This window comes from Nocardioides sp. (assembly GCF_024509035.1).
In the GTDB taxonomy this organism is placed as follows: Bacteria; Actinomycetota; Actinomycetes; order Propionibacteriales; family Nocardioidaceae; genus Nocardioides.
This window is the reverse complement of sequence record NZ_JANINT010000166.1, coordinates 1-4,892: the sequence shown is the minus strand read 5'-3', so window position 1 is coordinate 4,892 and position 4,892 is coordinate 1. Positions and strand designations below refer to the sequence as shown.

The 4,892-nt window shown below is 71.4% G+C and carries 6 protein-coding genes; 3 read left to right on the top strand and 3 right to left on the bottom strand.

All coding sequences use genetic code 11. The features are described from left to right. The 3 genes from Q0L15_RS12780 to Q0L15_RS12770 all read right to left on the bottom strand — a co-directional run. On the bottom strand, positions 1 to 1,144 hold a 1,144-nt coding region (locus Q0L15_RS12780; protein WP_296604825.1), incomplete at its 3' end, for a vWA domain-containing protein. 155 nt (positions 1,145 to 1,299) lie between these two features. Beyond that, a complete protein-coding gene (locus Q0L15_RS12775; RefSeq protein ID WP_296604824.1) occupies positions 1,300 to 1,464 on the bottom strand; it encodes a hypothetical protein in 165 nt (54 codons plus the stop codon). A gap of 41 nt (positions 1,465 to 1,505) precedes the next feature. Continuing rightward, positions 1,506 to 3,695, bottom strand: a complete 2,190-nt coding sequence (locus Q0L15_RS12770; RefSeq protein ID WP_296604823.1) for an MMPL family transporter — start codon at positions 3,693 to 3,695, stop codon at positions 1,506 to 1,508. Between the two features lie 113 nt (positions 3,696 to 3,808). Between Q0L15_RS12770 and trxA the strand changes: the two genes are divergently transcribed. Genes trxA through Q0L15_RS12755 form a run of 3 tightly spaced genes read left to right on the top strand, consistent with a single transcriptional unit; the run spans position 3,809 to position 4,855 of the window. After that, positions 3,809 to 4,186, top strand: coding sequence for a thioredoxin (trxA, locus tag Q0L15_RS12765; protein WP_296604822.1), 378 nt, complete (start codon positions 3,809 to 3,811; stop codon positions 4,184 to 4,186). Next, a complete protein-coding gene (locus Q0L15_RS12760; RefSeq protein WP_296604821.1) occupies positions 4,183 to 4,590 on the top strand; it encodes a DUF302 domain-containing protein in 408 nt (135 codons plus the stop codon). Before trxA ends, Q0L15_RS12760 begins: the two co-directional genes overlap by 4 nt. 1 nt (position 4,591) lies before the next feature. Next, positions 4,592 to 4,855 carry a metal-sensitive transcriptional regulator gene (locus Q0L15_RS12755; RefSeq protein WP_296604820.1) on the top strand — a complete coding sequence of 88 codons (264 nt, stop codon included), beginning with the start codon at positions 4,592 to 4,594 and terminating at the stop codon, positions 4,853 to 4,855. Positions 4,856 to 4,892 lie beyond the last annotated feature (37 nt).

The window sequence follows — 4,892 nt, the reverse complement described above, 5'->3', positions numbered from 1 at the left end:
CGCAGCTGACGGTCGTCGCACCGAGGGCGAACAGGCTGCCGGACGCCGGCGAGCAGGCCGGGGTGAGCGGGCCGTCGACGTTGTCGATCGCGGATGCGGCGTACGTCGTGGTGGCTCCGTCGGGGCCGGTCGCCTCGACCGTCCTGCTCTCCACGGTGACGACCGGCGGTGTCACGTCGTTGACCGCGATCTCGACGGTCTGGACGAAGGCCGGGCCCGGCAGCTCACCGTTGACGAGGAACCGGGTCGTGCAGGTCAGCGTGCTGCCCTGCGGTGCGTCGCCGGCGAGGGTGACGGTCTCCTGGAACGTCGTGCTCCCACCGGAGGTCAGGGTCCGGCTCGCGTGGTCGAACGACAGGCTCGCACCCGCGTCGCACGTCGTGTCGTGGGTGACGACCGCGGGCAGGTTCTGCAGCTCGCTGAGGATCGTGCTCGCCACCTCGGACGGGTCCGCCGAGGCCAGCGTGCCGCCCGTCCGGCTGGTGACGTGCGTGGCCTGGCCGTCGTGGTCGAGGTCGCCGACGTCGATGGCGATCACCTGGATGCCGGCCGCCTGGAGCCCGCTCGTCGCCGAGTCCAGGGTGAAGCCGAGGGACGGGTCGTGGCTGGGGGCGTCCCCGAACATGACGACCACGCGCGTGCTGTCGGCACGGAAGCTGATCGTGGACGGGATCCGACCGAGCGCGCCGATCCAGGCCTCCGGCGCGTCGCCGCCGCCCGAGGCGGACCAGGCGCCGATGCCGCTCACGGCGTCGGCGGCGTTGCCGGTGAGCTGCTGGTCCACCTGGTAGACCGCGGGCCCGTCGCTCTCGTCCTTGTACTCCGCGACGGCGAACTGCGCGGTGGGCTGGGCGCTCTGGACCTGGCTGAGGATCGCCCCCGCGTTGGTCCGGACGTTGGCGATGCTGCCGTCCATGCTGCCGGTGGTGTCGGCCATCAAGACGATGTCGGGGCGGGGCGGGATGGGCGGTGTCTCCACCGTCTTGGTGATCGTCACCGCCGCGCCCGGGTCGAGGCTGTCGGTGTAGTGGGCGGGGGTGACGCCGGGGCTTGCGAGGGCCGCGGCCGAGGTGGCGATGCCGAGAGCGGCAGCCCCGACAACCGGCAGCAGCCGGCGCGGGATCGCCCGAGATGTGGTGCGCATGGTGTCCTCCGAGGGTCGACGGCTGGTGCCGTGCCCATCGACGCTAGGAAGACGCCCGCCCACCGGACATGGCACGCCCGGGCCACCCCGGCTCCCCCGGGAAGGGGGTTCCGCAGGCTCGGTGGCCTGCGGACCGGAGTGGCCCGGGCGAGGTCTCAGCCGCGGCCGCGGATGCGGTCGAGCAGGCTGGGTCGCGGCTCGTCGTCGTGGCCGGCACAGCGGTCACGCTGCGGGACGCCGGCCATCACCTGGTCGACGTGCATCCCGCACCCGGACCAGCTGACCTTGCCGCATCGGCGGCAGCTGACTCGTCGGCACATGTGGAGATCCTTCCAGTGGGGGTTGTCGGAGAGCGGGTGGCTCAGCCGTGGGAGAAGCGGATGTCGGGCAGGACGCGGGTGAGCCAGCGCGGCACCCACCAGGCGGCGCGACCGGTCAGCCGCAGCATCACAGGCAGCAGCACCAGGCGGACCAGGAACGCGTCGAGCAGCACAGCCACGCCGAGCACGACGCCCATCTCCTTGGGGGGCAGCGGGCCGGACAGGGCGAAGGTGAAGAACACCGCGACCATGACCGCGCCGGCGGCGAAGATCACCCGACCGGAGTGGGCGATCGAACCGACCATCGCGTCCTTGGGGTCACCGCTGTGCTCGAAGTGCTCCTTGGCCGAGGCCAGGAGGAACACCGTGTAGTCCATCGCGATCGCGAAGATCATCGCGAAGAAGAACACCGGCGCCCAGGCGTCGAGGAAGCCCTGGTGCTCGAAGCCGAGCAGGCCGGAGCCGTAGCCCTCCTGGAAGACCAGCCGCGCGACGCCGAAGGCGGCCGCGGTCGACAGCAGGCTGGCCAGCGTGCCGAGCAGCGCGATCAGCGGGGCGCGCAGCGCCACGAGGAGCAGCAGGAACCCGAGCCCGAGGATCACCCCGATGACCAGCGGCGTGGACTCGTCGAGCTGCGACTTGAGGTCGAGGTTCTCGACTGCAGCGCCGCCGACGATCGCGGAGTCGGGCAGCTCGGCCCGCAGCCGGTCGACGGTCTCGCCGAGCTGGGGGTCGGACGGGTCGACGGTGGGCACGGCCTGGATCAGGACGTGCTCGGAGTCGTCGGGCGCCGGCATGGCGGGCATCGCGGCAGCGATGCCGGGGTCGCTGGTGAGGGCGTCGTACGTCTTCTCCGCGTCAGCGGGGTCGGCCACGACCTGGAGCGCGCCGGGCGCGCCCTCACCGAAGTTCTGCTGCACGAGGTCGTACCCGACTCGGGCGCTGGCGTCCTCCGGGAGCACCTTGATCGACGGCATCGCGGTCTTGAGGCCGATGATCGGCGCGGCGAGCGCGAGCAGGACGACGAGGGCGGCCAGGCCGAACGCGACCGGGCGCTTCCAGAGCCGCTCGCCCCAGGCCTCGAACTTCGGGGAGCGGTGCTCACCGGTGTGCACCCACGGCAGCGCGAGCTTGTTGATGCGCTGGTCGAGCTTGTGCAGCACCAGTGGCAACAGGGTCAACGTGGCGGCGAGCACGAAGATGACCGAGAGCATGATCCCGCCCGCCATCGAGCGGAACGACGGCGACGGCACGAGCATCACCGCGGACAGGGAGATCAGCACGGTGGCGCCGGAGAGGAGCACGGCCTTGCCGGCGGTGTCCATGGTCTCGGCGATCGCCTGGCGCGGGCTCTCGTGGTGACCCATGCGGGCCGCGCGGAAGCGGACGACGAGGAACAGGGCGTAGTCGATGCCGAGGGCGAGCGCGAACATCATCGCGAAGTTCATCGCCCAGATGGAGACCGGGACCAGCTGGTTGATCAGCACGAGCGAGCCGGCGGAGGCGACCAGGCCGGCGAGGGTCAGGATCAGCGGGAGGCCGGCCGCCACGAGCGCACCGAACGCGAGCACGAGGATCGCCAGGGTCACCGGCCAGGAGAACATCTCCGACTTCATCATCGCGTTGAGGTTGGCCTCGTTGAAGTCGGACCACAGCAGCGACGCACCGGTCGGGTTGACCTGGATGCCATCGGCCGAGAGGTCCTGGAGCGGGCCCTTGAGGTCGTCGGCGGCGCGCACCATGTCGTTGGGGTCGGCGCCGGCGCCGGCGAGCAGCACCGCAGTGGTGCCGTCCTGGCTCAGCGTGGCCCCCGGCTGGGGCTGGACGACGGTCGCGATGCGGTTGTCGTCCTCGAGGATCGCGGTGGCGCGAGCGAGGACGTCCTTGCCGGCGCCCTCGGTGACGGGGCCGTCGGTGCTGTGCACCACGACCTGGATGGCGGAGCTGGCGTTGCCGCCGAAGTGCTCCTGGGCCAGCTCGCGCACGGCGACGGACTCCGAGCCGTCGGCCTGCCAGCCGGCGCCCGAGAGCTCGGCCTCGACCTTGGGCGCGAACGCGCCGAGGCCGACGATGACGAGCAGCCAGACCACGGCGGTCATCCGGGTGTGGTGGGTGACCCAGACCCCGAGCCGGCCCAGCGGGCCGGGCCGGTAGCCGATCTCGGGATCGATGGGTCGTTGCTTCTTGCGGTCGACGGCGGCGTCGTCAGGGGGCGTCGTGGTGGTCGACATGGGTACGGGAGTCTCCTCAGAGGTGGATGTGGAATACCCCGGGGGGTATCTACGTTGCCCACGATAACACCCCCCGGGGTATCCTCATTCCCGGACGAACTGAAGGAGAGCTCATGACCACCACCGCCCTGACCGCGGCCGCGTTCGAAGACACCGTCACCGGGAACGACATCGTCCTGGTCGACTTCTGGGCGTCCTGGTGCGGCCCGTGCCGCCAGTTCGGCCCGATCTTCGAGGCCGCCTCGGAGCAGCACCCGGACATCGTGTTCGGGAAGGTCGACACCGAGGCCGAGCGCGAGCTGGCCGCCGCCGCCCAGATCACCTCGATCCCCACGCTGATGGCGTTCCGCGAGGGCGTGCTCGTCTTCGCCCAGCCCGGCGCGCTGCCCGCGCCCGCGCTCGAGCAGGTCATCACCGCGGTCCGCGACCTCGACATGGACGACGTACGCGCCCAGCTGGCCGCCCAGCAGCAGGGTGAGGAGCAGCAGTGAGCTACACCCTGAACGCCACCCTCGAGCGTGGCTACGACCAGACGGTGGCCGACGTCAAGGACGCCCTGGCCGCCCAGGGCTTCGGCGTCCTCACCGAGATCGACCTGCGCGCGACGCTCGCCGCCAAGCTCGGTGTCGAGGTCGCGCCGCAGGTGATCCTGGGCGCGTGCCGCCCGCAGCTGGCGCACCGCGCCCTCGAGGTCGACCCGTCGGTCGCCGCCGTCCTGCCCTGCAACGTGGTGGTCCGCTCGCTCGACGAGCACACCACCGTGGTCGAGGCCTTCGACCCCGACGCCATGATGGCGCTCGCGGGCGAGGGCCTGGCCGATGTCGCCACCGAGGCCCGCGAGCGGCTCACCGCGGCCCTCGCCTCCCTGACCACCCCACCCACCGAGGAGAACTGACATGGAGCTCGACCCGCAGGACATGACCTCGGTCATCAACCGCATCAGACGTGCCCAGGGCCAGCTCGGCGGCGTGCTGCGGATGCTCGAGGAGGGCCGGGAGTGTGAGGACGTCGTCACCCAGCTCGCCGCGGTCTCGCGGGCCCTGGACCGTGCCGGCTTCGCGATCGTCGCCACCGGCCTCCAGCAGTGCCTCGCCAACGGCGACGGTGTCGACGGCCTCGACACCAAGAAGATGGAGAAGCTCTTCCTCTCGCTGGCCTGACGTCGACCCGCCCGAAACTTTCGGGCGGGTCAACGTG

Coding starts and splice junctions, on each gene's coding strand:
- Q0L15_RS12775 (WP_296604824.1), bottom strand. CDS start 1,464: ATGTGCCGACGAGTCAGCTGCCGCCGATGCGGCAAGGTCAGCTGGTCC.
- Q0L15_RS12770 (WP_296604823.1), bottom strand. CDS start 3,695: ATGTCGACCACCACGACGCCCCCTGACGACGCCGCCGTCGACCGCAAG.
- trxA (WP_296604822.1), top strand. CDS start 3,809: ATGACCACCACCGCCCTGACCGCGGCCGCGTTCGAAGACACCGTCACC.
- Q0L15_RS12755 (WP_296604820.1), top strand. CDS start 4,592: ATGGAGCTCGACCCGCAGGACATGACCTCGGTCATCAACCGCATCAGA.